Below are 25,697 nucleotides of genomic sequence, written 5' to 3' on the forward strand. Positions count from 1 at the left end.
CTCTAATGTAAGACTGGTGCTTGGCCCGATATGTTCCCAAACATTAAAAATAAGATAAGAAGTAACCAAATAAACCCGGAGGTAAGAACACTTACATCCGTAAGAATGGCTTTTGTGGGGTTATGACCCATGTTCTTGATATAAATGATATATAAAGACCGAAAAACTGCGTATACGACAATGGGAACTGTATATACCATATAAGGTGTTCCTAAACTTTTCGCAGTTTCAGGGCTTACCGTATACATAACATAACTGACAAGAGTTAAAGTGGCAACCACTCCCATCATTAAATCCAAAAACTCAATAGAATATTCTTCTAAAATCTTTCTATGTTTGCCGGCATCCGTTTTAAGAATATTAATCTCACCTCTTCGTTTGGAAAAACCCCAAAAGAGTGCCAACATAAAAGTACAAAGTAACAACCAATGAGAAAACTCCACTCCAATGACAACCGCACCAGCAATGGCACGTAACACAAATCCTATGGAGATACTCATTACATCCAAAATCACAATATGTTTCAGAACTTTACTGTATAACATATTAAAAAGTAAATAGAAGATAGTAAGATAAAAGAAAACCGGAGAAAGTTTATAAGCACCAATGAGCGCAATGGGAAGAATCACACCTGTAATTGCCAAAGCAATTCCAGAATCTAATTCTCCACTAGCAAGGGGTCTATGTTTTTTTTCTGGATGTTTTGCATCTTCTTTTTGGTCCAAAAAATCGTTAAACACATATTGGCAACTTGCAACGAGAGAAAAACAAAGGAATGCCAAACAAACTTTTGATAATGAAGGAAGTTCGAAAACTTTTTTTGAAAAAATCAATCCCGCAAATAGGATGACGTTCTTCACCCATTGTGGAATTCGCATTAACTTTAAATATAGTTGAATCATTTTTTCTTCACTTTATGAGCTTCGATGAACTTCATTTTTAATTTGATAGTTTTTGCATCTTTAACCGTTGGGAATACAAAATGAATTTGTGGGTCAGATCCTGTTGTGATCATTTCAACAAGTTCGCCTGGTATTTGTTTACTGGCAGTTTTGATATCAGTAATTTTCAAATAATCCTGGTAATCTTCAGGTAAAAAACTGGAACTTACTATGATTTTTTTGTTATAAACTTCTTTTCCCTTTGAATCTAAAATTGAAATTTGATCCAAAGAAAAACGGATTCCCCTTTGTTCGAGTGGATCAATGCGGAGTCCACCAAACTCAGCCATTGATTTAGGGAGTTCCCATTCATACATAACCCAATTGCCTATGTCTTTTTTTAATACTGGTTTTGTGACCATTAGAGATTCACTAGTGTTAGGATTTTCTCTGCTAGTAAATGTATAGAGTTTGATGGATTGGTCTTTAAAAACTGGGTATTTGTATTGGAAATAGGAAAAACCAAATAGAATACTAACTAAGATCGCACTTACTAATCCAATACGAACTTTTCTCAAAAAAAGGAATTGGTCTAACTGAGTCAAATACTGCGTTTTAAATTCTTTTTTTGATTCGGAGGATAAATACTCAAAAGTATCAATGGCAGTGGACAAACCGTTCTCCATTTCCTTTTCATTCCAATCGGAAACTTTTCCTAAGGATTCTAAAAAGCTAAATGGTTTTAATTTTTTATTGGTTTCAGGAACCACAAAACCTTGGAGATTTCCCTCAAAAGGGATTTCTTTTTGGTTTGTTCTTTGTAATTGGCAATTGATCAAATCATAAGCTAAATAACGAAACAAAAGTTTTGTTTCTTCTAATTTGTCATTGGAAATCAGAATTTCGAGTGCCTCTAATCTTGACTCAATGGAAGACAAACTTTTTTTTAGAGCCTCTTTTTGTTTCTCCAATGTTAACTCGTCCGAGGTTAAGACAGGAGGCTTCCAAAATGAAAACAATAAATTTTGTATGCTAAATTTCACAAATACCAAGTCTTCTTTATCCTCAAAATACTAAAACCGATTTTTATCCCCATTCTAACCGACTTGAATTTTCACACCATCGTCTACTGTACCCATTTTAGGTACTCCAGAATGGCCAGTGGCAGCGATGAGAACCGTAAAAATCCCCACACGTCCCACATACATGACTGCTGCATAAAAAACCTTTTCGAGATCCCCTAGTTGGGATGTTAAGTTCAAACTATAACCGACTGTGGAAAACGAAGAGATGAGTTCAAAAAAGATAACATGTAAAGAATGTTGGTTTTGATCTAAGATACCAAGAAAAATGAACACAAAAGCCAAAGCGATTGTTGCAAGGAAGTAAACTCTGATAGCAACAGCCACAGAATTTTTGGAAACAATTTCACCAAATAACATTACCGGTTTAGAAGGTTGGATCACATTTTTCAAATAGGCGAGTAACAAAACAAAGGTGGTAATTTTAATACCTCCAGCAGTTCCTTGGGGACCTCCACCAATAAACATCAAAACAGTAATGATGATGACTGTGGCATCATTCAAATGACCAAGATCCATTGTAGAAAATCCGGCAGTACGGGAACAAACTGACATAAAAAACGCATTAGAAATTTTATCAACAAGTGCTAACTCATGAAAGGTATGTGGATTGGAACGTTCTAAAAAATAAATTCCCACAAAACCAAACAATAACAAGGCGAATGAACCATATACCAAAAGTTTAGATTGGATTCTCGTGGTTTCTCCCCGTAGGTGTTTGTTATAATCCTCAATCCGGTTTTCCAAAAATGCAGAGAACTGAGCGGGAAGTAATAAAAACCTTGGAACATTCCCTGTTTTTAAGGCTTTTTCCATCATCAGAGTTTCTGCCATCACTTCTATGCGATAAACAATTCGTACAAATACAGTTAGGAGAAATTTTTCTAAAAGGATGATCACAGGAAATCCAATCCCTCCAAAAATCACAAGTCCAGAAACAATGTACAAAGAAAAAGGATCGTAACGTAATGCACTGAGATCATCGGTAATCGAAAAACCGGCGTTATTGAAGGAAGAAACGGCGGTAAACAAGGAAAAAAACCAACGAGTGTTTCCGCCTTCTACACCACTTGGCATATGTAAATACAATCCAATGGCTCCAAGGATTTCCAAGGAAAAGGAAATATTAATAATGGAAAGTAACATCCGATTGACTTCGTTTGTAGCAAGGGATTCGGTTTCGGGTTGGGTATCGATTGCCGCTCCGACAAAGGCATTAAAACGAGCGTTTCTAGAAATTCCTTGGGTGATAAGAAAACCTACAATCACGGTAAAACTAATGATCCCAAGCCCACCTAGCTGAATGAGAAAGAGCATGATCCAATGAGTTCCTGGATTTAGGCCAGAAAGGGGAACAGGCGAAAGACCTGTCACACAAATGGAGGATGCAGAGAGGTAAAAACTATCCACATAGGAAAGTTCTCCCTCTTCAGAAATATAAAGGGCGAACGACCCAAGGAGGATGGCGGCAAAGAAACCCAGACATACAAGTCGGGCAAAGGACAGTGTTCGAAAAAATCGCTTCAAGTGCGCTAGTGGCATATTCCCCTAATCTCTACTTTCTCCAGGATTTTCCCTTTGACCAAAAATCCCAAGTACTTTACAAACGCAGTCCATTTCAGATTTTGGTAGAATCAATTCAACTTTAACCTTATTTTTGAGGAAAATATGACCTCTGCGACAGAAACCAAACGCGACCCTAAATTGGATAGAATCCGTAACATCGGAATCTCTGCCCACATTGACTCTGGAAAGACAACTCTTACCGAACGTATTTTATTTTATACGAACAAAATCCATGCCATCCACGAAGTACGTGGTAAAGACGGTGTGGGTGCTACTATGGACAGTATGGACCTCGAAAGAGAAAGAGGGATCACAATCCAATCAGCGGCAACCTATGCCACTTGGAAAGACATTACCATTAACATTATCGATACTCCAGGTCACGTTGACTTTACTATCGAAGTAGAACGTTCACTACGTGTACTTGACTCTGCGATTATGGTTCTTTGTGGAGTGGCTGGTGTTCAATCTCAGTCCATCACTGTTGACCGTCAGATGAAACGTTATAGCGTTCCTCGCGTTGCGTTTATCAATAAATTGGACAGAACAGGTGCTAATCCTTGGAGAGTGATCGAACAACTTCGTGAAAAACTCCATTTAAATGCACATGCGGTGCAACTTCCTATTGGTTTGGAAAACGATCTAAAAGGGATTGTTGACCTTGTGGAAATGAAAGCGTATTACTTTGAAGGTCCTAATGGACAAGATATCAAAATCACCGATATCCCTGAGGAATTAAAAGCCCAAGCGAACGAAAAACGCGAAGCTCTCCTGGATGCTGTTTCTCTTTTCAGTGATGAACTCACAGAAGAGATGTTAGAAGGTGCTCCGTCAGAAGCACGAATTAAAGAAGCCATTCGTCGTGGGGTTCTTGCTCTTAAATTTGTTCCTGTATTTATGGGTTCTGCCTTTAAAAACAAAGGAGTTCAAAGACTTCTTGATGGTGTAGCAGATTACCTTGCTTCTCCTTATGATGTTGAGAACAAAGCAAAAGAAATCGGAAACGAAGAAAACGAATTCAATTTAGAATCCGATCCAGAAAAACCATTAGTTTGTCTTGCATTCAAACTAGAAGACGGTCGTTACGGTCAGTTAACTTACGTACGTGTTTACCAAGGTAGACTCGAAAAAGGTATGACGATCTACAACTCTTCTAACAACAAACGCCACAACATTGGTCGTCTTGTTCGTATGCACTCTAACGATATGGAAGATATTGCTAAAGCAGAAGCGGGAGATATCGTAGCTCTATTTGGTATTGATTGTGCCTCTGGGGATACTTTTACTGATGGAAAAGCAAAAGTGACTATGGAGTCCATGTTTGTTCCAAACCCTGTAATCTCTCTTACTATTGAATGTAAAGAATCAAAACAACTTCCCAACCTTGCGAAGGCTCTCAACCGTTTCACTAAGGAAGATCCTACCTTCCAAACAGAGATCGATAAAGAGTCTGGACAAACCATCATCAAAGGGATGGGTGAGCTCCACCTTGAAGTTTACATCGAACGTATGAAACGTGAGTATGGTGTGGATCTTGTGACTGGTGCACCTCAGGTGGCTTACCGTGAAACCATCACTAAGTCTGCTGAATTTGATTACACTCATAAAAAACAAACGGGTGGTCAAGGTCAGTTCTCTCGTGTGGCTGGTTTTATTGAACCAATCCCACAAGAAGAAGGAAAAGATTACGAATTCGTAGATAAAATCGTGGGTGGTTCCATCCCTCGTGAATACATCGGATCTTGTGATAAAGGTTTCCGTTCTTGTTTAGAAAGAGGATCTCTCATCGGATTCCCTATCATTGGGGTTCGTTGTGTAATCAATGACGGTGCTTACCATGATGTGGATTCATCCGATATGGCATTCCAAATAGGTGCTCGTTACGGATTCCGCCAAGGTTTCTCGAAAGCAGCTCCTATTATCCTTGAGCCAATCATGCGCGTAGAAGTGGAAGGTCCAACAGAATTCCAAGGTGCGATTCTTGCTTCTGTGAACCAAAGACGCGGTATGATCTTAAACACAACAGAAGAGAACGGATATGCTAAAATTGAAGCAGAAGTTCCTCTTGCTGATATGTTTGGATACTCTACTGTGCTTCGTTCTTCTACCCAAGGAAAAGCTGAGTTTGCTATGGAATTTTCCAAGTATGCTCCTGTTCCAAGAAACGTAGCTGACGAGCTTATGAAAAAATACAAGGTCAACAACAAAGACGAAGAATAATCCTTCGTCTCAAGGTTCGATTTTGGAAAAGGCGGGAGCTTCCCGCCTTTTTTATTGCCCTCTCACTTTTTGCTGTCGATACTTCTAGAAGGGATCACGAGTGCGAAAATTTCGATACATTCTAATTTTATTAGGGATTTTGTTTGGATCTTCCCTTTCCCCGAAACAAAATCCAAAAGCGGAAATCCCCTCTTCCTACCGTGTGACCAAAGGAGATTCTTGGTTTGGAATAGCCCGAAAATTCAAAATTTCACCAGAAACCTTAGCTAAGTTAAATGGTCGCACCATAAGTGAAAACCTATATGAAAGGGAAGTTTTACGAATTCCTAAAGGAAATGAAAAACTTGTGGTTTCCCCAGAATCAATTCTGAAGGAAAAACCTGCCTTTCCCTTGACCCAAAAAGAAAAAGTCTTAAAAAAATACTCTGAACTTACTTATGATCCTCACAAAGGAATCCAATTCCAAAGAGGGAACTCTTCTCTTGTACGTGCAAGTCTACCTGGCAAAGTGGTCCACGTAGATTATATGGATGGGTATGAAAACTTTGTGATCTTAGAACACCAAAACGGCATTTATTCTATTTATGGGAACTTGGAACGTATTCAAGTCACCGAAGGCCAACAAGTCAATTCAAAAGATCGTCTCGGAATTCTATCAAAAGACAAAGGCCTCTATTTCCAAATGAACAGGCAAAAACAAAACCTAAATCCAGAACGAATTTTGGAGGTTGGCATTTAATGGGAAACTCGGTCCTCTTCCAATCAGCTTCTCTGTATCGAAACGGAAAATTAGAAACCGGTGATCTTCTCATGGACGGAGAAAAAATTGCCGCCATTGACACAAATCTTTCACCAAACAACGATACTGTGACTATATCCTTAAAAGGAAAAAAAGTTTATCCTGGTTTTATCAATTCCCATGACCATTTACTCGCAAGTTTCTTACCCAAAGTGGGAGGAACAGAGAAACATCTGTCTTGGTTGTCTTATGATAATCTTTATAAAAGTTCGGGAGTGTTTGCAGAACGCCAACAAGTAGATCCAGAAATTTTATACTATTTAGGTGCTTATAAAAATCTTTTCTCTGGAGTCACAACTGTATTTGATCATATTCCTCATCATGTTCAAAATCCATTTCGAGGAATCCTTCCTGTCAAACTTATCTCCGACTATACTTTAGCTCATTCGATCGGAAACTATAGTTTAGGTTGGGGTGAAGGACCTGCACTCGAATATCGTATGGCAGAACATGCAGGCCTTCCCTTTGTCACACATTTGGCAGAAGGAGTCGATGATGATTCCAAACAATCCCTACGACTTCTGGAAAAAATGGATGCTCTTGGCGGACATTCTGTACTCGTTCATTGTTTGCCTTTTGGTCAAAAAGAAGTTGAAAAAATTGTCGAAAAAGGTGCCTCAGTTGTCTGGTGCCCAACTTCTAACCTACATATCTTTGGAAAAACAACCAATATTAAACTCTTTTTAGATATGGGAGTTAATGTATGTTTGGGGACAGATTATTCTGCTAGTGGATCACTCCATTTATTAGAAGAATTAAAAACAGCAAAATCAATTTATTTTGGTTTGTATGGGGAAGAATTACCTGAATCAACTCTATTAAAAATGATTACCGAAAACCCAAGAAAAGCCTTTCGATTGGGTAATCCAGATGCAATGATGCCAGGTCTTTCTGCCGATTTACTTATAATCAACGATGATAAAAATAAAGCAGAGATTAATGTTTCTGAATTATCTTGGAAACACATTGACCTTGTAGTGATTGATGGATACCCCATTTATGGGTCTGAAGAATACAAGTCACTCTTTCTTCATTTCGGTTTAGAAACAGAAGAATTTTCCGTTGATGGTAAAACGAAACTCGTAGCTGGTTCACCAAAAAAACTCTTGAAACAAGTTTCTGACAGTGTCGGTTATAAAAAGAGTTTGGCTTTTTTACCTAATTTTTGAAAATGAAGCGCAAGCGAGGCATGAGTTGTCAGGTCCCATAGTACGTAATTACAAAGGAGGTTCTATCGTCTACTTCGAGAAAGATAAGGCGGAGGATATCTTTGTACTACAAAAAGGTCGTGTTGTACTAACTTACACGAATATCAACGGTGTGGAACTGAAAGAAGATGTAAAACTCGGTGAGTTTTTCGGAGTGAAGAGTGCCATCGGTCGTTATCCTAGAGAAGAAACGGCTCAAGTCATAGGAGCCGCTACAGTTCTTGTCTTCAAAGTCCCTGAATTCGAGAAATTTGTCTCAGACAAAACCCATCTCATCATCAAAATGCTGAAAGTTTTCTCAAGCCAACTCCGCCAGGTCCACCGCCAAGTTAGGGAAATCCTCGGCCAAGGGGAAGCAAAGAACCCAGCTTTTGAACTTATGAATGTGGCCGAAGTTTTTTACAAAAATGGAAACTTTGAACACGCCGCTTACGCTTTTGAAAAATACCTACAACATTATCCGGACGGAATGTACGTTGATCGCGCCCGCCAACTTGTCGACTTGGCTCGTAAAAAAACTCCCTTCCCTCTCACCATACAAGAGTTAGTTTACAAACCGGAACCTGGTGCCCAAGCGGGTAAACTCCAGGAAATGCTAAAAACAATGGCAGTTCCCGCACAAAACACAAGTTCTAGTGTGGATCCCAATTCCATTCTTTCCCAATATGACAAAGCTTCCACTCTTATGAATGCAGGGAAATATGCTGATTCTATCGACCTTTTTAAAATCGTTTCGGAAAGGACAGATTCTGTTACCCAGGAAGAAGAACAGTTTGTAGAAAATTCATTGTTTTATATGGGTAAGTCCAGCTTCAAAGCTAAGGATTACCCAGGTGCCATTTCTCATTTTTCTAATTTTATTAAAAAATACCCCAAGGGCCTTCTACTTAAAGAAAACCTTTACCACCTAGCACTTGCTACAGAAGCATCTGGGGAAAAAGAAAAAGCCAAACAGTTATTCCAAAAGGTAACACAAATGCCACCTTTGGATGATAGTATCTCAGAAGATGCTAAATCCAAACTCAAAGGAGGCAAATAGTGAACGACCAAATGTTAGAATCAATGTTTGGAAAGTTTGGAAAAGTATTCCAACCAAACGAAGTTTTATTTTGTGAATACGAACCAGGAAACGACTTTTACCTCATCAAAGAAGGGAAAGTTAAAATCACAAAAACCATTGGGACTAGTATCAAAACCTTAGATGTTTTAGAAGCTGGGGATATTTTGGGGGAGATGGCAATTTTAGAGGAACAACCTCGTTCTGCCACTGCCATCGCTGTGACCGAAGTGAAAGCCCTGAACTTCAACCGTGCCAATTTCGAAATGTTAATGACGAAAAACCCGGCTCTTGCGATGAAACTCCTTCATATTTTTTCCTTTCGGATTTATGACCAAAAACGCCGCCTCATGATCCTACTTATGGATGATATAGTGGGTAAGGTTTGCGACGTATTTGTGATGTTATACGAAAAACAGTATAACAATGATGTATATAATGAAATTATTCTTTCTGCTACCGTGGATGATATTGCCAATTGGTGTGCACAACCGGTTGGGGAAGTCCAAAAGGTGCTTATGCAGTATGTAAAAACTGGCAAACTAGATCTCTATCCGGATAAAATTGTTATTCACAATATCTCCGATTTCCAAAGGATAGTGAATCAGAAACGTAAACCTACGTAAAAGCTCCCATAGCTCAGGTGGATAGAGCACTAGTTTCCTAAACTGGGGACACAGGTTCGAATCCTGTTGGGGGCAAAAATTATGGCGGAACAACCAGGAACCCTTCTATATTATCTAAAACGGTCCACAGAATTTCTGGAGAAAAAGGAAATTCCTAACCCTCGTGTGGATGCAGAATGGATCCTTTCCGATCTATTAAATCTACCCCGCATCAAACTCTATTCCCAATTTGAAATGCCTCTGGGACAAAAGGAAATTGATACTTACCGGGAACGAATTGTAGAAAGAAGCAAAAGAAAACCCGTTGCCTATATTACTGGCAAAAAAGGATTTCATAAATTTGAATATTTAGTATCAGAGGATGTCCTGATCCCGAGGCCAGAAACCGAAGAACTTGTGGATTACCTTTGGAAAAAAAAAGAAGAACTTTTCCTGTCTTCTGACCCAATCCATATTTGGGACCTTTGTTCCGGGAGTGGTTGTATTGGCCTTAGCCTAACACAACTTCTACCCTCGAGTGTTGTGACTCTATCCGATTTATCAGAGAAAGCCGTCACAGTGAGTCGTCGTAATGCGGAAAAATACAACGTAAGTGATAGAACCCATTTTTATGTTTCTGATTTGGATTTAGCACTCCCTGATGGTTTAGAATTTGATTTGGTTGTCTCTAATCCCCCTTATATCCCAGAATCAGAAAAACCAGAGATTATGCCAGATGTCCTCGACTATGAACCCCACCTGGCTTTATTTGTTTCGGATTTCAATGAATTTCACAAACGATTGTTAGATGCCATATCCAAACGCCTGAAACCAGGTGGTAAATTGATGTTAGAAACTCATCCTTTGTATATTAAGGATTTAGAAGCAATGGCAATAACTTTGGGATTTGTGGATACAAAAATTGTTTTAGATAGTTCGAAGAAAGAACGATTTCTTTTTGCAAAAAAACTTTAGAAGGAATCTTCTTAAGTATTTTCCCTGTTAGCCAATTGAACCGAGGATTGGATTTTAAAAAGGAGTAAATATAATTCCCTTTCCTCTTTCTCGGAGAGATCCTTTCGAAATACCTGGTCTGCTGAACTTACAATTGGAATCCCCTTCTCCCAAATTTCTTTCCCTTTTTTAGTAAAACGTAAATGGTATTGGCGTTTGTCTGTATCCGAAACCACTCGTTTCACCCAAGACTTTTTGACCCATCCATCCACGAGTCTCGAAACCGTGGTTTTGTCTTTGACCAGACGTTCACTCAATTCCTTTTGATTTAAGGTTTCTGAATCCACCAAAGGAAAAAGTAACATCCATTCTTCAAACCGCATCCCCATTTTGTTTTTTGTAAATTCATCAGAAAGAAACCGCCTCATTAGAAGCAAAGTTTCACTCATATAAATTCCGAGATAACTTGCGATTCCTTTCCCTTCCATAATCCCAGTCCAACATGTTTTTCCAAAATCGACAAGTCTTTTTTAGTTGCAACCTGCAACCATATAGTTGTATATTACAACTATATTAAATTCACAAAAATAGAAAATAGACGAACTTTAAAGGAAATGTTATGGAATGGAATTACCAAACAATCGAAAGAGAGGGATTTGCCCTGCAAGTGGCAAAAAATAATACAAACGGCCCACAGCTATTTTGGATTGGGAGTGCTTTGTATTATCCGAGAGTCATCCCAAGGGAGATAGCCGAAACATACCAAATCACAGTCATTGACCATAGAGGGTTTGCCAAATTAACCAGCTCGGATACGGAAACAAAAGAGGATTATACTTTAGAGAAACTTCTAGAGGATTTTAATTTTATAAAAACAAAGTTAAAAATCCCTGCCTGTCCTGTTATCGGCCATTCGGGACATGGGTATATGGCTCTTACTTATGCAGCAAAATACCCAGACCAAGTCACAAACCTTGTAATGGTATCCACAGGTCCAAGCCACGGAAGCCCCATGTCTGAAGCAGAAGTTTACTTTCAAAAAGAGGCCTCTGACCTACGCAAAGAGGCACATTTGAAAAACCAAATCCAATTCCAAAAAAATATAGAAGAATCTCCTTCCGATTTTTTTATCCATTACTGTGTGAGTTTGGAAGCTAAAGGTTTTTACCAAATTCCTTTTCCTTCTAAAAAATTTTGGGAAGGAATTCATACAAACAAACTGGCGTTTGATTATCTTTTTGGTGAAGTGTTTCGAGACATTGATGTATCGGAATCCTTTCAAAAGCTTTCCATACCCATTTGGATTTGTATGGGCAAAGAAGATTTTCAGGTGGCACCTTATTACACTTGGGATTCCATTTTAAAAAAATTTCCCAAGATCAAAATGACTGTGATGGAAAAAAGTAGCCACTTACCTTTTTTGGAAAGGCCAAAGGAATTTTTGAACGAATTTCAAATACTGCTTCTTGGCTCGTAATAAATAAAAAAAGCCCGCTACCCTTTAGGGAGCGAGCTTTTCTACAGACAAACCAGTCTTTAAAGAATGAATTCTCTAAAGTCTAAAAAGGTATTAACCTAACATGTCTTTGACTTCGTTTCTTTCTTCTTTCAACTCGTTGTGAGTGATGTCAAATTTTTCCTTACCAAAAGCATTAATTTCAAGACCAGTGACGATCTCTACTTTTTTGCCGTCAGACTTGAGTGGGTATCCAAAGATAAGACCTTTGTCCACACCATACTCTCCATTGGAGTGACATGCAGCACTGAACCAGTCACCTGGTTTTGTAGGAGTCACAATGTTATGCACTGTGTCGACAACGGCGTTTGCTGCCGATGCTGCAGAAGAAGCTCCGCGGGCCGCGATGATGGCTGCTCCCCGTTTTTGAACGGTAGAGATAAAATCACCTTTTAACCAAGCTTCGTCACTAATGAGATCAGTGGCAGGTTTTCCGTTGATTTTTGCATTATAGAAGTCAGGGTATTGCGTTGCGGAGTGGTTTCCCCAAATCGCTACATTGGATACGTCTTTGACAAGAACTCCCGCTTTTTGAGCCAATTGTGTTTTTGCACGGTTTTCATCAAGACCTGTCATCGCAAACCATCTGTCAGATGGAACTCCTTTTGCATTGTTCATTGCAATCAGTGCGTTTGTATTACATGGGTTACCTACCACAAGAACTCTTACGTCACTGGCAGCATTCTTTTCGATTGCTTTCCCTTGTGTTGTAAAAATTCCACCGTTGATTTTAAGAAGGTCTCCCCTTTCCATTCCCGCTTTTCTTGGAACAGATCCAACAAGAAGTGCCCAGTTGATGTCACGAAACGCCTCATCAATGTTAGAAGAAACTGATACTTTTTCGAGTAACGGGAATGCACAGTCGTCCAATTCCATAATGACACCTTTAGCAGCTGGAAGGGCTTGTTCTAATTCCAATAATTGGAGTTCTACTGCAGTGTCAGGTCCAAACATTTGTCCTGAAGCGATACGAAATAGAAGTGCGTATCCGATTTGTCCGGCAGCACCTGTAACAGCAACTTTTACTTTTTTGCTCATATAATTTTCCTTTAATTTTATAATTTATGATTATTGTTTTAATTCTTTTTGGATGATCTCATCGAAGTTTTCGAAAGGGAGGGCTCCCGAAACAAAGATTCCATTGATAAAAAAGGCTGGAGTTCCGCTCACACCGACTTTTTGACCGTCTTGGATGTCTGCATCAATTTCTGCTTTTAGATTTGATGCCTCTTTCATACAAGATTGGTATTTATCTTTCGGTATACCAGCTTTTGCAATCAAAGCATCTACATTTGATTTTCCTAGGTTTCCGCTGTTTTCAAAAAACAAATTAAACACATCCCAATACTTACCTTCTGATACAGAGCAGTTAGCAGCCATATGTGCATACATTGCATCTTGGTGGAATGGAAGAGGAAAATCACGGAAAACCCAACGAATTTGTCCTTTGTACTTTTCACGAAGTTTTTGGTTCACATCTTGGCTTCTTTTACAAAACGGACATTCAAAATCAGAAAATTCGATAACAGTTATTTTTGCATCTTTTGGTCCGATGGAAGGGTTATTTTTTTCTTCTACTGTCACTCTCACTGCGGCCGGTTCTTTGATCAAAAACTCTACAGGATATTTGGTAACAATTTCTCGATATACATTGCGACTATGTTCTTGTTCTTGTTGGCTTTTAAGGAATCCAACAATTTTGTCTTTTGTTTCGCCCAATGACTTTCCACCTAACTGGGCTTTATTGGACATATATACATTTAAAATTTCTTCTTCTGATGGTTCGCTCGGTGTAAAACCTTGGTTTAATACTTCGGAAGGTTTGATATTTTTATCTTTTGCAACCAGTTCAAATAATTTGTCCTGAGCAAATTCACCTAACGTGTTTTTGATCAAACTTTTGTATTCTGATTGGAATTTAGAATAAGCAATCGGAGATGTTTCTTTCACGTCGCTCAGGTCATATTTTTTTCCGCCGATACTAACTGCATCTTGGGTAACGTATTCCCTAACAAAGGAAGGAACACTGACAATAAAGAGAAGTGCGAAAACGAAGTTGGTCACAAGGACGATTTTGGAGATGGGGTTTTCCATCCACTTTTTAAAAATATTTTCCATCCCTGCCAGCTTCCTGCCCATAAAGCGGACAATCAAACGGAAAAAACCGAAAAAAAAGGAGGTTTTTACTAAAGCCTTACTCGAAATGTCCGAAAATCTGAGGGAGGGAAAAGGAAAGTTTTTTCCCTATGCGGATCCTGAACACGGAGGTTTGGGAAAAATGAACACAATCAACATTCAAGGAAACTCACACATTCCCCCTACAATTCCAACCCAAACGGGGAAACAATCAGAAGAAGGAAATGAATCCTTTCCTGAAAAGTCTCTAAACCCAAGAATTACGAATTTAGAAAAAGAAAAGGAAAAGGAATCCAAAATCAAACCTGAAGATTTGGTTTTGAAACCGACACCTGCTTCCTTGGAAGAAAAATTAAACCAAATCATCTCACCCGAAGAAGTAAAAGACTTACTTTCACTTGTGACAAGAACTCCCCTACCTGCACTCAAAAGTCATAAGGTAGATACAAAAAGGTAAGATTGTTTCTTAGTATTGCCATTCTTGATAGTTTTATCCTAGTTCTAAGTGGAGTTTTGACCATCTCCTTTTTAGGACTGGGATTTGTTGTGTACAACCAATTCATTCATCCAGTCATTTCCAGAAAAGAATCCGACCGTTATATTCCAGTCCAAACGGGAGACAAATATGATCTTGTTGTCGACGAACTTAGCAGGTTCGCTACTTTTCAAATTGGATGTAAAACCGGACAATTAGCCACTCGCTGTAACGCGATTTCCGAAGACCACCTAATCTTCCAGTTCAAAAAAAGTCGGGATAGTGAAGATTATACCATTACGGTTTTAAAAAATGGACCCAGCTTTTACAAACCACCTCGCATGGAACATTATGGAAAGATGGAATCCAAAGAAAGTTTTGAGTCCTATGAAATTATTGGTCACCCTGCCGAATTTCGGATCTCGGACAAAATCGCAAAAGAACGAATGGTGAATTTTATCGAAATCTCTCTTACCTCTTCCTTTTATTTCAACAGGTCAGGAAAAGAGAGAATGAAGTTTACCTTTGCCGTGGGAAAAATCCAACCGGGGATCAACAGAAAAGTTAGGTTCCGGGGAGATGTTTATGGATTTGGAAAAGAGGAAGGAGCAGAAGAAGACTAATTCTATTTGAATTGGATCCGAACTCCGAGTCCATCAGGTTTCACTCGTTTAAATGAATAGGTAATTTTAGCCTCTTTCATCACTTCCGATATTTTTTCTTCTAAGTCGGATTGTTTACTTTTGACCGACTTTCTTTCTAAAAATACAAGTAAACTTGGTCCAGACCCAGACAAACAATAACCAATCCCTGCTTGTGTTAAGGTTTCAGCCAAAGGAAACAAAGGAGAGGATTTAGGAATCCGGTAAGGAGTGTGCATCTTATCTTCTAAACCAACAAGCAGATCACTATACTTACGTTTATCTAAAAAATGCATCCACGCGCCAATACGAGATAAATTAAAAATCACATCGGCAGTGGCATAGGTTTTAGGAAGTGATTTCCTAGATTCTTCCGTAGAAACATGAAACTCTGGTGTTAAAACAAAAATAGCAACCGAGGATGGAAACTTTTTACGAAAATACCTTAGCTTTTCACCAAACGTAGAATAGGCGAAGACAAACCCACCCAAATACGCAGGTAAAGTATTATCGGGATGACCTTCAAATTCTGCCAGATACTGAGTAAAGTCAGGTTCCGAAGGCACAGACTTTGGCTCCAATCGTTTATGGACTTCTCTTGCTAAAGATAATCCAGCAACAATCGCAGAAGCACTAGATCCCAACCCACCTTTTAAAGGTAACGATAGGCTCATTTTACAATGATAAGGTGGAGGTGTAACACTCGGAAAAAATTTGTTAAAATAAGAAAGGTAAGACTGATATACTAAATCTTCTTTTTTTGTAAAAGGCAATGGTTTACCATTTTTTAATTCTGTTTTGGGTTCCGTAATTTCTTTTGAAAAAGTAAATTCAAATTCATTACGAAGATCGAGGGCAAGACCCATAAGGTCAAAACCAGGGCCCAAGTTGGCTGAGGTTCCTGGCACTTGAATCAAAATCTTAGGAAGTCGAATCATCGTTTCGCCCAGGCTCTAAGACCTGTTTGCAAAATCAACCTCTCTTTCTTTCTATGAATTGTTCTACCGAATGAAGGCCGCCAAGAACAACCGCCGGAATTCCCTGTCCAGGATAAACAGTGTCGCCTGTAAGAAGTAAGTTCGGATCTTCCGAACGGTTACTCAACATTTGAAAAGGATTGGAAAAATAAGATCCCGGAATCCCACCCACTCTCCCGAATTTCCTTCCTGTCCAAGTTTTCCATGTAACAGGTGTTGCAGAATGTTGGAATAAAATCATTTCTCTATGAAACCAAGAAAAAAATTCCTCTAAGGTTTGAATGAGAATCGATTCGATGGTTTTCTTTTTTTCTTGGTAAATATCATCACGAACCCAGGATTCAGGATTTTCTATATGAGTGGAAATTGAAAGGATACGAATTCCATCAGGGGAACGAATGGAATCTTCATGATGGGAAAGCGAAAGAAATACAGAGTTCCCCCCGCCATAAGGTAAACTCTTCTTCAAATGGATTTGGTGATGGAGGCATTCAGTTCTAGTCCATGCTTCGGCCGGATTGGTTTGGATGGCAATCCCCATTGTAAATGCACCCCAAATTCCTTTTTCAAATTTTTTAGTTTTCCCCTTTAGTTTTGGTAAGGTTTCCGTGATCTCCATTAGATTCCAAATAGGAAGATTCGAAACTACTAAAGGAGTTTGAAATAAAAAATTCTCTCTATGTTTGGTGCGAATCTCCCAATCCATTTTCTGGTTTTCATTTTTGGAGGGGATTTTTTTTAGAAGGGTGACTTCTTGTTTATAGAGAATTTTTCCACCCTTAGATTCGATTTTTTCTATGATGGTTTCTGCTAAGGAAACCATTCCTCCTTTTACAACATAGTTTTGCAATTGAGGATAAGTAAGACAAGCGGAGGTTAGGACTAAAGGTAGTTCTAAGGATGTAGTTTGGCTTGTGATTAAAAGTTGTTCTTCTAAAAATCGAATCCATTCTTTGTTCTTAGTAAGTCCCAAACATTTTAAAACGAATCGTAAAGATACAAAAGAAAAAAATAAAACGAGTAAGTCACTTAGCCGAAAGGAACGAAGCGATTTCCAAACATCGGAAACACTTGTAAATGGAAAAAATTGATACCTAGTCGATACACTCCAAAGAGAATCGGAAACAGAACCAATGAGTTTCCAAAATACTTCCATACGCAAGCCACCACCAAATGCACGCTTTGCTTCCAAAATCCAAGCCTTAGGATCTTGGTAACGTTCAATAGTTTGATTTCCCAAATGAACTACCATAGAACGTTCTAATGGAATCAGAGGAAATTGAATTTGAAATTCTCGGATAAGTTTATCTAAAGGTAGGCCCGGCTCAAATCCCACAAGTGTGGTTGCGCCCGATTCAAAAACAAATCCATTCTTTTGAAAACTTGAAGCACAACCACCAGGAGCCGTGCCTTTTTCTAAAACTAATACACGCCTTCCTTTTTCGGAAAGTGACAAAGCTGCACTTAGTCCCCCAAGTCCAGAACCAATGACCACTACATCCCAATATGTATCCATCTTCTTGTAGACCGTTCTAAGCCAAAAGATGGATACAAATTAAAACGATTGGTTCATTCAGACCAAAGTTTTTTTAGATCGCTTGCAATGTTTTTTTGCATAGCTTCGTTGGTTCCGCCACCAATGCTAAGTAAAATGGCATCACGGTGTAAACGTTCTACTGGATATTCACGGCAATATCCGTATCCACCTAATACTTGTATAGCGTTACGTGAAACACGTTCTGCCATTTGAGTGGCAACCAGTTTTGCGGAAGCCGCGCCAAGTGAATTACGAACATCGGGACCAAGTTCACTTGCCACATGATACACAAGAGCTCGTGCTGCTTGGTAATCCGCATAGGATTCGGCGACCATTCTTTGGATCTGTCCAAATTCCAAAAGTTTTTTACCAAATGCTTCTCTGTGTCGAACAGTATAATCACACATGATATCAATACAACGACGAGCGATTCCAAGAGATTGAGCCGCAAGTGTCACTCGTTCAATTTCTAAATTCCTCATCATATGGGTCACAGCCCCGTTTTCCACACCAAGTAAATTTTCTTCAGGAACTTCCATATCCTCAAAGACTAGTTGTGTTGTAGGTGAGGAACGCATTCCCATCTTCTCTTCTTTTTTTCCTACCGAAAAACCTTTGTAAGACGACTCAATTACAAAGGAGGTCATTTTTTTACCTGTTTTTTCTAACTTGGTATACAATACAAAAACCTGGCCAATGGATCCGTTCGTAATGTATTGTTTGACTCCATTAATAATATAACGATCACCTTTTTTAACCGCATGTGTGGTCATCCCAAGAACATCAGTTCCGGCACCGGGTTCTGTCATTCCCATACCACCAATCCATTCACCGGTGATGACCTTACTCAAATAACGACTTCTTTGAGAAGGGTTAGAACTATAGTAAAAATTATTCACAAAAAGAACTTCATGAGCCAAATAGGACAAAGTAAATCCTGGATCAAACCTAGACATCTCTTCATGGATGATGACAGAAGCAAGTGGATCAAGTCCATGTCCACCATCCGCTTCCGGGACCGTGATACCAAATATTCCCAGTTCCGAACCAAGACGTTTGAATAACAAAGTATTGAATGTTTCTTTTTCATCGTTTTCCTTTGCTTGTTCGTCCATTTCACGTTCTGCAAAGGAAGCCACAGACTCTCGTAGTGCGAGGTGGTCTTCTGTAGGATTAAATAAATCGAGAGATGATTTTTTTGTCGAAAGCGTACTCATGGAGATAATTTTTTCGGACTTTTCCTAAACTTGTAAACGAAAAAACAAAGTGAAAAATGCCTAAGTAAGATTGAATTCGCTACAAAAACGAACAAATTTAATGGAATCAAATTAAATGATCAATGGACTAATTCAAAAACCACTAACAGAAGTTAATTTTTCTTAGTAGCATTGACACAACTGATGTTAAGATAAAACAAATTCATCAACAGCTAATAGAATCACTACCAAGAACTAGTAATTATCCTAAGAGGAAATTCCTATAAATCAAAAAGTCATACGAAAAACCAAGGAATGATTTACTTTTTATCGATTCATTGGAAACTTCACCATAACATCAGGGAATAACTTTCGTCTTATAAACCAAAATTAACATGAGCACTAACGATACAAACATAGTACCTAGAGAAAAGCTCGCCAAATTTGAGTTAACTGAAGAGTCTTTAAATAGTTTCCGCAAAAACAACAACATTCCTCTCGATCTTTACAACAAAGATGGACAAATTCTAATTCACAAAAAAAGAAACCCAAGCGAAGCTGACTTCGGAAAACTCCTAAAGTTTGAAATGCAAGGGGTCTATTTTCTCATCTCTGAGCTAAAAAAAACAAAACAAAATCCTAATGGCGCCCCTTTTTTAGAGCCAGGTCGAACTACCAAATTATTTGACCAAGAAAAAACTTCAAGGTTTGCCAAACAATCCCAAGCTCTCATCGAAGATTTACGAAAAACTTCCTTTTCTTCAGAACAAGCCGTATTTGTACAAAACTCGGTCAATGAACTTCTCACCGACTTTACCAGTAATCCCGACTACGAACTGGGAATTTTTAATATTTTAGAAATTCTTGGTGTTGCTGGAGTTTCTGTTGAATCCGAACTCATGACCAAACGAACTGTGGTGGCAATGGGAATGAAAGTTCGTACAAAAAAAATTGTAAACGAAGGTAAAGAAGAATCCAATAAAAAAGACCATTTAAGTCTTATGATGGCAAGTTATTTAGCGGATGTAGGATATTCAAGACTCGACATTAAAAACAATCCTAAACTTACAAAAGAGGAATATGCGGTTGTCCAACAACACCCTATCATCAGCTATTTGATGACACTGCCTGCCCCAGAAATTGATTCTCACGTTCGCACATTAATTTTGAATCATCATAGACCTTATCGTGGCAATGGAGTGAATAATAACTTTCCGGATCCCAGATCTCTTTTCACCAAACTCATGTCAGTCCGTGACAAATATAGTAAAGAAGTAGGAAAGGAAAGAATCACACAAGACATCGAACTCCAACTCCATTTACAAGAAAACAATGTAACCTCTGCTAGTTTCGAAGAAGACATTGCCATCCTTTCCCTTGCCAGCGAATATGCTTCCCTCACCTCGAACCAACCTTGGAGACCGGCTTTCAAATCTTCTACTGCTCTAAAGATGATTCTTAACGATTCGTTTTTCTCTTATAGCAATAAAAACATCAGACATCTTTTGGACTACGTAGGAAGTTCTCTCACAAATAACGAAAACATTGTGAACTTTGGTGACTTTGTCATTACAGCTTCTGTGGATTCGGAAAAACGTGCACACTTTGATATTTGTATTGTATTGGATGTGGGTCGTTACCAAACCAGACCCAAACTCCAAAGGATTTGTAGTATCAATCCAGTGTTTCAAAAAGGAAACAAATTCAAAATTGCAGATTTTGATTTACAGAGCATTAAAATTGACCGTAGAAAAGCCATTATGGATTTGGCCTTACAAGCAGGAACATCTCGCGTCATTTATATCATTGATCCAGAACTTAATCCAGCCCTTCACGAAGCAGTTTATAAAATCAATATGGCCTCCTAAGGCCTGCTTGGTGCATACAAATGAATTTTTTGTTCTCTGCCTGAAAGAGTCACATCCGCTTTTTTATCCCATCCGATTGGAGAACTTATCTCCAACCAAACTGCTTCTGAAATTAAAAAAGTTACTCCTAAGTCTTTACAGGCAGACTCAATGCGAGAGGCAGTATTCACGGTATCTCCAATCACAGTGTATTCCATTCTTTCTTCAGATCCGATGCTTCCACAAAAAACTTCGCCAGTATGAATTCCGATTCCAATTTTAATTTCAGATTCCCCGTTTTTTTTTCGTTCCAAATTCCAATGATTTAATTCATCTAACATAGACTTGGCGGCAAGGACCGCATTTTTTGAATCTTCTCCTGGATTCTCTGATGGTGAAGGAGTTCCAAAAGTTGCCATCACCGCATCTCCAATAAATTTATCCAAACTGCCACCATATTGGAAGATAGCCCTTACCATGCGGCGACGAAATTCAGTTAAAAAAATGGAAAGGGATTCCGGGTCCATTGGTTCTGAAAACTGAGTGAATCCGCGAATGTCGCTAAAGAGAACTGTTACTTTTTGTCGTTTTCCTTTTCGAATCACTTCTGGTTCCGATACAATTTCAGAAACTAAGTCAGGCGAAAAATATCGAGATAAAGTTGTTTTTTGTGATTCAGCAGCGGCAAACTTTAATAACATCCTAAGGCTACGAAAAATGGCATAAGAAATCGCAAACACTAAAACCAAATAAACAGTCGGTTTTGTTACCATTGCATCTGATAAAATGATATGGTCACCCAGAACATACTGGTGCCAATCGAAACTACTTACGGAATTTTTATCGAGTAATGCATAAAAAAGAAATCCATAATAACTAAATAAAAAACAAACAAAGGAAAAATTAACGAGTGAAAACCGGTATTGGAATAAACTCAAAGACAAAGGCAAAAGATAAAATACAACCAAAGGAGTTTTCACAAGGAAATTCGGGTTACCATCACCTTTCAAAATATACCAATTAAAAATGGTAACAGTCACAAGTAGGTTATCGATAAACAAACTAATATAATCATACTTTGTTTTCCAATGTCCACGACTCTTTTTAAGAATTTGAGAATGAACGAATGTATTGATAAAATATAATGTAATGGCTACATAGTTAACCAAATATCCATATACAGAATCAGTATTACTGAGATTGGCTACTGCACTGGCAACAAGAGCAAGTCCAATCACATACCGAAACCGAACTGCAAATAAAGCACCCATTTGTTCTTCTTCTGAGAGAAGTTCCGACATATATTTGGGGAACTGGTCTCGAATGCAGTAAATGGCACGAACGGCTTTGACGAGGGAGTGGAACATAGGCAGACATTCCATCACCGAAAGTTTTACTGGCAAGGGAATTTTCTCTTTGCCAAATCAGAATCCATTCGTTATTTAAGAATGATGTTCCAAAACGGGTTCTTGAATCCCATCGGAAAACTAATATCCTTTTTAGCTTTGGATGTATTCATTTCTCTCATTGCCAATCTCTCTTTTTTTTCCTTTTATTTTAAAGAAACCATCCGCCCCACACTATTTCTGTTTTACCTAAGTTCTGTTTGGGCTTTATATCTGGCCGACCATTTATGGGATGCATTGCGGGAAAAAGAACCTCTTTCAGAAAGAAGTATATTTTACAACAATCATAGTTTTATGATTGTTAGTTTTTTAATTGTATCTTTGGTTTTCTCTCTGTTCTTAGGAATCACCGCAGAATTTAGTTTCATAGAAAATCAATTTCTAGTTTTTTTATCTTTTCTCTTTTTTTTAGTATTAATTGTAACTAAACTCTCGCCTATCCCCAAAGAAATTTTGGTTTCCGGATATTATACCTACGGAATCGTTCTCCCCTTCTCTTCGTTTGGTGAAAAAGGTTTAATGGTTTTGATATTTTTTCTCCATGTTTTTGCCAATGTCCTTCTCACCTACAATATAGACCGAGAGTTTGACAAGTCCCAAAAAACATTTACCCTCAGCCAATGGATCCAACCCCAAAAGCTAAAGTACTTTGTGTTTGGTCTTCTAGGAACGGGGTTTAGTATTCTACTTTGGATGGCGATTTTCCAAAATCTCCCCGGAGAATATCTTTTGGGAATGGGTCTTTCCTTTCTTTGGTTGGTTGTTTGTCAGTTTAGGGAAACTGAGAATTTTACTTTAAAGACCCTTTGTGAACTTTCATACATTCCAATGTTTGTTCCCCAAATCTTTTTTTTCTTCTCCCTACTTCTGTAAATATTAGGTTGGGTTTATGTGGTTACTCATCGTACATGCGCTCGTATTTTTCCTCTTCGTTCTAGTTTATGCCTTTCGGTTCCGGAAATTGGTGCCAAATCCAGAGAAAAATATCCTAGTGCAAATCCAAGAGGCCACAAAGGACTGGAATTCCACTCCGCATTTGGTCCTTCTCATTAGTTTTCTCCTCTTCCTCCTTTTTCCACTCACCTTGGGTTTTTCCTTCTTTCTCCGCACCGATGCCAACGTCCTGGTTGTCATTGTTTGGATCATTTGGGCCTACAATTGGAGCAAATACAGCTTCTTTAGAGAATAAATTACTTCCCTTATGACTTCCCTCCCGTTTTCTGGTCTAAGGTAATCCACGAAAACGGGGTTAAGGAATGAAAATTGTTGTTCTAGTAAAGCAGGTTCCGGATACGGAAACCAATATCAAGGTCGGTGACAAATCGATCAACGAAGCTGGCGTAAAATGGATCATCTCTCCTTATGATGAATTTGCAATCGAAGAGGGAATCAGAATTCGTGAAAAAAGCGGTGGAGAAGTCATCGCAGTGTCCCTCGGCCCTGACCGTGCCGTAGAAGCACTTCGCACTGCCTACGCTATGGGTGTAGACAGAGCCATTCATGTGAAAGTGGATGATTACGTAACTTTTGATTCTACATACACTTCTGAACTTCTTGCAAACCTCATCAAAGCAGAAAACGCTGATGTAGTGATTGGTGGTCGTCAATCGATTGATACTGACAGCTCACAAGTTGTGGTTCAAATTGCAGAAAGATTGAATGTTCCTCACGTTGCTATGGCCCTCAAACTTGAGTTTGACGGAAACAAAGTAACAGCAACTCGCGAAATCGAAGGTGGAACAGAAGTCGTTGAAACTTCAGCTCCTCTGGCAGTGACTGCGCAAAAAGGTTTGAACGAACCAAGATACCCAAGTTTAAAAGGAATCATGTCTGCGAAGAAAAAACCAGTAGATGTGAAAAAACCAGAAGAACTCGGAGCTACTGGATCCAAACTCGAAGTTGTATCTCTCGAGCCACCTCCTCCACGTATCGCTGGTCGAAAACTGGAAGCGGCAGATGCACAAGGTTTTGCATCTCAACTTGTAAAAGCTCTTCGCGAAGAAGCGAAGGTCATCTAAGGAGACGAACATGGCTGATGTTTTAGTAGTTGGTGAATTAAAAAACGGCGAACTTAAAAAAATCTCAAAAGAACTTACCTCTGCTGGTCGCAAAATTGCGGATGCCATCGGTGGTAAAGTTCATACAGTTCTTATCACTGACAACGTAGATGCGTTTGCTGGTGATTTGAAAGCAGTTGGTGCTGATGCAGTGATTGGTGCCAACCTAGGTGAATTTTCTCCTGAAGGTTATGCAAATGGAATTTTTGCAATCATCCAAGAGAAAAAACCAGCTGTGGTTCTAATGCCACATTCCGCACAAGGAAAAGAATACTCTGCAAGAGTAGCGATCAAAGCAAATGCGGGAATCGTTGCGGATGCAGTGGGTCTTTCTGTTGACGGTGGTAAAGTGGTTGCTAAAAAACCAATTTACTCTGGTAAAGCTTACGCAAACTTTAAAGTTTCTTCAGAAATCCAAATGTTTACAGTACGTGCTAACTCCCAAGAGGTAACTCCGAAAGACGGAGCGGGTGCTGTAGAAAAATCAGGAGCTTCTGCTGGAGAAGTAAGAACAAAATCTATTTCTAAAGATCTTTCTGGTGGAAACAAAGTGCAGTTAGCTGATGCTTCTATCATTGTATCTGGCGGACGCGGAATCAAAGGACCAGAAAACTGGCCTATCATCCAAGACTTAGCCGATACACTCGGTGCAGCACTTGGTGCTTCCCGTGCGACTGTAGATGCAGGATGGATTTCTCACTCTCATCAAGTAGGTCAAACAGGTAAAACTGTCTCCCCTAACTGTTACATCGCTTGTGGTATTTCCGGAGCGATCCAACACTTAGCGGGTATGGGATCTTCCAAATACATCGTTGCCATCAACAAAGATGGAGATGCTCCTATTTTCAAAGTAGCAACTTACGGTGTTGTAGCGGACTTGTTTGAAGTAGTGCCTGCACTTACTTCTGAGTTTAAAAAAGTATTGGGTTAATCCCAATACAAACTATCAAACTTTGAGGAATTTCCTTCCCAAATTATCGATAGTTCTCTTTTTCTCTGTCCAAACGGGTCTCCTTTGGGCGGAGGAAGGAAGAGATCGCTTGAATGCCGTCATAGGCAAAATGAATTCCCTAGAAAGTTTTCGTGCCTCTGTCACCGTCAATGGTGGACTCACAGGTGTCGTATCGTACAAAAGCCCTGGCCAACTCCATGTCCGGTTTAGTGATGGAAGGATTATTTCCTCCAATGGCCGAATTTTATGGTTCTATAATCCAGATTCCTCTATTGCTGGAAAACAAGACTTGAAAGGTATTTCCGGGGGACTCGGTGGTTTACTTTCCGGATACGAAAATGTGTCAGTAAGTGGCAGAACTTTTCGTCTCACATCTAATACCAAACGTTATAATGAAATTATCTTGGTTGTTTCCGAAAACGACCTACCTCGTGTACTCAAAATGAAACGTTCCGACGAAGAAATCACCGAAGTGGCCTTCTCAGGCATCGCGACCAATATTGGTCTCGGAACAGGACTATTCAACTTCCAACCTCCCACAAGCTCACAAATTGTTGAGAACCCTCTCAACCAAAAGGAGTAATT

25 protein-coding genes and 1 tRNA gene are annotated in these 25,697 nt (G+C 39.0%); 16 read left to right on the forward strand and 10 right to left on the reverse strand.

From position 1 onward, the window contains the following. Positions 1 to 2: 2 nt before the first annotated feature. The 3 genes from EHQ31_RS05995 to EHQ31_RS06005 are packed head-to-tail and all read right to left on the reverse strand — an operon-like array spanning position 3 to position 3,505. Positions 3 to 902, reverse strand: coding sequence for a decaprenyl-phosphate phosphoribosyltransferase (locus tag EHQ31_RS05995; protein ID WP_135570474.1), 900 nt, complete (start codon positions 900 to 902; stop codon positions 3 to 5). Continuing rightward, positions 899 to 1,924: a hypothetical protein gene (locus EHQ31_RS06000; protein ID WP_338069449.1), complete on the reverse strand. Its 1,026-nt coding sequence runs from the start codon at positions 1,922 to 1,924 to the stop codon at positions 899 to 901. Before EHQ31_RS06000 ends, EHQ31_RS05995 begins: the two co-directional genes overlap by 4 nt. 54 nt (positions 1,925 to 1,978) lie before the next feature. Further along, a complete protein-coding gene (locus tag EHQ31_RS06005) occupies positions 1,979 to 3,505 on the reverse strand; it encodes a TrkH family potassium uptake protein (RefSeq protein WP_135570478.1) in 1,527 nt (508 codons plus the stop codon). Positions 3,506 to 3,631: 126 nt separating this feature from the next. Between EHQ31_RS06005 and fusA the strand changes: the two genes are divergently transcribed. From fusA to prmC, 7 genes are all read left to right on the forward strand, one after another. Then, positions 3,632 to 5,749, forward strand: coding sequence for an elongation factor G (fusA, locus tag EHQ31_RS06010; RefSeq protein WP_135570480.1), 2,118 nt, complete (start codon positions 3,632 to 3,634; stop codon positions 5,747 to 5,749). Positions 5,750 to 5,849: 100 nt separating this feature from the next. Continuing rightward, positions 5,850 to 6,488 (forward strand): LIC_10271 family cell wall hydrolase, encoded by a 639-nt coding sequence (locus EHQ31_RS06015; RefSeq protein WP_135570482.1) that lies wholly within the window; start codon positions 5,850 to 5,852, stop codon positions 6,486 to 6,488. After that, positions 6,488 to 7,717 (forward strand): amidohydrolase family protein, encoded by a 1,230-nt coding sequence (locus EHQ31_RS06020; RefSeq protein ID WP_135570484.1) that lies wholly within the window; start codon positions 6,488 to 6,490, stop codon positions 7,715 to 7,717. Before EHQ31_RS06015 ends, EHQ31_RS06020 begins: the two co-directional genes overlap by 1 nt. A gap of 25 nt (positions 7,718 to 7,742) precedes the next feature. Beyond that, positions 7,743 to 8,795, forward strand: a complete 1,053-nt coding sequence (locus EHQ31_RS06025) for a tetratricopeptide repeat protein (protein WP_135570486.1) — start codon at positions 7,743 to 7,745, stop codon at positions 8,793 to 8,795. Between the two features lie 11 nt (positions 8,796 to 8,806). After that, positions 8,807 to 9,439 carry a Crp/Fnr family transcriptional regulator gene (locus tag EHQ31_RS06030; RefSeq protein ID WP_167481642.1) on the forward strand — a complete coding sequence of 211 codons (633 nt, stop codon included), beginning with the start codon at positions 8,807 to 8,809 and terminating at the stop codon, positions 9,437 to 9,439. Positions 9,440 to 9,441: 2 nt separating this feature from the next. Continuing rightward, a tRNA-Arg gene (locus EHQ31_RS06035) sits at positions 9,442 to 9,514 on the forward strand. Positions 9,515 to 9,520: 6 nt separating this feature from the next. Beyond that, positions 9,521 to 10,393 (forward strand): peptide chain release factor N(5)-glutamine methyltransferase, encoded by an 873-nt coding sequence (gene prmC, locus EHQ31_RS06040; RefSeq protein WP_135570490.1) that lies wholly within the window; start codon positions 9,521 to 9,523, stop codon positions 10,391 to 10,393. A gap of 11 nt (positions 10,394 to 10,404) precedes the next feature. Here the strand turns inward: prmC and EHQ31_RS06045 are convergent, their stop codons facing one another. Next, positions 10,405 to 10,860: a MarR family winged helix-turn-helix transcriptional regulator gene (locus EHQ31_RS06045; protein ID WP_135570492.1), complete on the reverse strand. Its 456-nt coding sequence runs from the start codon at positions 10,858 to 10,860 to the stop codon at positions 10,405 to 10,407. Positions 10,861 to 10,991: 131 nt separating this feature from the next. Here EHQ31_RS06045 and EHQ31_RS06050 point away from each other — a divergent pair, with 131 nt between their 5' ends. Further along, positions 10,992 to 11,849 carry an alpha/beta fold hydrolase gene (locus EHQ31_RS06050; RefSeq protein WP_135570494.1) on the forward strand — a complete coding sequence of 286 codons (858 nt, stop codon included), beginning with the start codon at positions 10,992 to 10,994 and terminating at the stop codon, positions 11,847 to 11,849. A 93-nt stretch (positions 11,850 to 11,942) separates the two neighbouring features. Here EHQ31_RS06050 and EHQ31_RS06055 read toward each other — a convergent pair whose 3' ends face one another. Both EHQ31_RS06055 and EHQ31_RS06060 read right to left on the reverse strand, forming a co-directional pair. After that, positions 11,943 to 12,926 (reverse strand): malate dehydrogenase, encoded by a 984-nt coding sequence (locus EHQ31_RS06055; protein WP_135570496.1) that lies wholly within the window; start codon positions 12,924 to 12,926, stop codon positions 11,943 to 11,945. A 30-nt stretch (positions 12,927 to 12,956) separates the two neighbouring features. Further along, complete coding sequence (locus EHQ31_RS06060) at positions 12,957 to 14,006, reverse strand: DsbA family protein (RefSeq protein ID WP_135570498.1); 1,050 nt, start codon at positions 14,004 to 14,006, stop codon at positions 12,957 to 12,959. Positions 14,007 to 14,166: 160 nt separating this feature from the next. Between EHQ31_RS06060 and EHQ31_RS06065 the strand changes: the two genes are divergently transcribed. Then, entirely contained in the window at positions 14,167 to 14,481 is a 315-nt protein-coding gene (locus tag EHQ31_RS06065) for a hypothetical protein (RefSeq protein ID WP_135570500.1), read from the forward strand. Between the two features lie 2 nt (positions 14,482 to 14,483). Continuing rightward, a complete protein-coding gene (locus tag EHQ31_RS06070; RefSeq protein WP_135570502.1) occupies positions 14,484 to 15,122 on the forward strand; it encodes a hypothetical protein in 639 nt (212 codons plus the stop codon). Positions 15,123 to 15,124: 2 nt separating this feature from the next. On the opposite strand, the gene thrB is transcribed toward EHQ31_RS06070, so the two are convergent. Genes thrB through EHQ31_RS06085 form a run of 3 tightly spaced genes read right to left on the reverse strand, consistent with a single transcriptional unit; the run spans position 15,125 to position 18,871 of the window. After that, positions 15,125 to 16,078, reverse strand: coding sequence for a homoserine kinase (gene thrB, locus EHQ31_RS06075; RefSeq protein WP_135570504.1), 954 nt, complete (start codon positions 16,076 to 16,078; stop codon positions 15,125 to 15,127). A 34-nt stretch (positions 16,079 to 16,112) separates the two neighbouring features. Further along, entirely contained in the window at positions 16,113 to 17,633 is a 1,521-nt protein-coding gene (locus EHQ31_RS06080; RefSeq protein WP_135570506.1) for a phytoene desaturase family protein, read from the reverse strand. Positions 17,634 to 17,686: 53 nt separating this feature from the next. Further along, positions 17,687 to 18,871 (reverse strand): acyl-CoA dehydrogenase family protein, encoded by a 1,185-nt coding sequence (locus tag EHQ31_RS06085; protein WP_135570508.1) that lies wholly within the window; start codon positions 18,869 to 18,871, stop codon positions 17,687 to 17,689. Positions 18,872 to 19,245: 374 nt separating this feature from the next. On the opposite strand from EHQ31_RS06085, the gene EHQ31_RS06090 reads away from it, so the two are divergent. Beyond that, positions 19,246 to 20,718, forward strand: a complete 1,473-nt coding sequence (locus tag EHQ31_RS06090; protein ID WP_135570510.1) for an HD domain-containing phosphohydrolase — start codon at positions 19,246 to 19,248, stop codon at positions 20,716 to 20,718. Here EHQ31_RS06090 and EHQ31_RS06095 read toward each other — a convergent pair. Then, on the reverse strand, positions 20,715 to 22,064 hold the full coding sequence (locus tag EHQ31_RS06095; protein WP_135570512.1) for an adenylate/guanylate cyclase domain-containing protein: 1,350 nt from the start codon (positions 22,062 to 22,064) through the stop codon (positions 20,715 to 20,717). The two genes, EHQ31_RS06090 and EHQ31_RS06095, sit on opposite strands and share 4 nt — an antisense overlap. On the opposite strand from EHQ31_RS06095, the gene EHQ31_RS06100 reads away from it, so the two are divergent. The 5 genes from EHQ31_RS06100 (at position 22,056) to EHQ31_RS06120 (ending at position 25,695) form a co-directional block, all read left to right on the forward strand. Then, positions 22,056 to 22,976 (forward strand): hypothetical protein, encoded by a 921-nt coding sequence (locus EHQ31_RS06100; RefSeq protein ID WP_244247273.1) that lies wholly within the window; start codon positions 22,056 to 22,058, stop codon positions 22,974 to 22,976. The two genes, EHQ31_RS06095 and EHQ31_RS06100, sit on opposite strands and share 9 nt — an antisense overlap. 16 nt (positions 22,977 to 22,992) lie before the next feature. Next, on the forward strand, positions 22,993 to 23,292 hold the full coding sequence (locus EHQ31_RS06105) for an LIC10362 family protein (RefSeq protein WP_135570514.1): 300 nt from the start codon (positions 22,993 to 22,995) through the stop codon (positions 23,290 to 23,292). A gap of 67 nt (positions 23,293 to 23,359) precedes the next feature. Beyond that, entirely contained in the window at positions 23,360 to 24,121 is a 762-nt protein-coding gene (locus EHQ31_RS06110) for an electron transfer flavoprotein subunit beta/FixA family protein (RefSeq protein ID WP_135570516.1), read from the forward strand. A gap of 10 nt (positions 24,122 to 24,131) precedes the next feature. Next, positions 24,132 to 25,091, forward strand: coding sequence for an electron transfer flavoprotein subunit alpha/FixB family protein (locus tag EHQ31_RS06115; RefSeq protein WP_135570518.1), 960 nt, complete (start codon positions 24,132 to 24,134; stop codon positions 25,089 to 25,091). Between the two features lie 22 nt (positions 25,092 to 25,113). Then, entirely contained in the window at positions 25,114 to 25,695 is a 582-nt protein-coding gene (locus tag EHQ31_RS06120; RefSeq protein WP_135570520.1) for a LolA family protein, read from the forward strand. Positions 25,696 to 25,697 lie beyond the last annotated feature (2 nt).

The sequence above is a fragment of the Leptospira montravelensis genome (assembly GCF_004770045.1).
Lineage (GTDB): Bacteria > Spirochaetota > Leptospiria > Leptospirales > Leptospiraceae > Leptospira_A > Leptospira_A montravelensis.